Here is a 767-nt window from a genome sequence, read left to right as displayed (position 1 = left end):
CACGAGGTAATGAGCTTCACCATTGGGCTATTCAGAGAAATGGCAAGTTTGGCAAATATGTTCCTGACTCAGGTGATGCTGCCAACTTACTGATTTAGTGTATGATGGTGTTTTTGAGGTGCTCCAGTGGCTTCTGTTTCTATCAGCTGTCCCTCCTGTTCAGCTACTGACGGGGTGGTGCGTAACGGCAAAAGCACCGCCGGACATCAGCGCTATCTCTGCTCTCACTGCCGTAAAACATGGCAACTGCAGTTCACTTACACCGCTTCTCAACCCGGTACGCACCAGAAAATCATTGATATGGCCATGAATGGCGTTGGATGCCGGGCAACCGCCCGCATTATGGGCGTTGGCCTCAACACGATTTTCCGCCATTTAAAAAACTCAGGCCGCAGTCGGTAACCTCGCGCATACAGCCGGGCAGTGACGTCATCGTCTGCGCGGAAATGGACGAACAGTGGGGATACGTCGGGGCTAAATCGCGCCAGCGCTGGCTGTTTTACGCGTATGACAGGCTCCGGAAGACGGTTGTTGCGCACGTATTCGGTGAACGCACTATGGCGACGCTGGGGCGTCTTATGAGCCTGCTGTCACCCTTTGACGTGGTGATATGGATGACGGATGGCTGGCCGCTGTATGAATCCCGCCTGAAGGGAAAGCTGCACGTAATCAGCAAGCGATATACGCAGCGAATTGAGCGGCTTAACCTGAATCTGAGGCAGCACCTGGCACGGCTGGGACGGAAGTCGCTGTCGTTCTCAAAATCG

At 54.0% G+C, this 767-nt stretch carries 1 protein-coding gene; it reads left to right on the top strand.

The features are described 5' to 3' along the window. Positions 1 to 126 precede the first annotated feature (126 nt). Positions 127 to 767, top strand: a protein-coding gene (locus HGP29_RS28275) for an IS1-like element IS1D family transposase (protein ID WP_317170045.1) whose coding sequence is annotated in 2 segments (ribosomal slippage) — positions 127 to 376 and positions 376 to 767 — 642 coding nt annotated over the 2 segments. Because the reading frame shifts where the segments join, the coding sequence is not laid out codon by codon here. This gene is flagged as partial in the annotation.

The organism is Flammeovirga agarivorans (genome assembly GCF_012641475.1).
GTDB classification, from domain to species: domain Bacteria; phylum Bacteroidota; class Bacteroidia; order Cytophagales; family Flammeovirgaceae; genus Flammeovirga; species Flammeovirga agarivorans.
The sequence above is the reverse complement of the archived record's forward strand: the minus strand, read 5'-3'. Positions and strand labels throughout refer to the sequence as shown.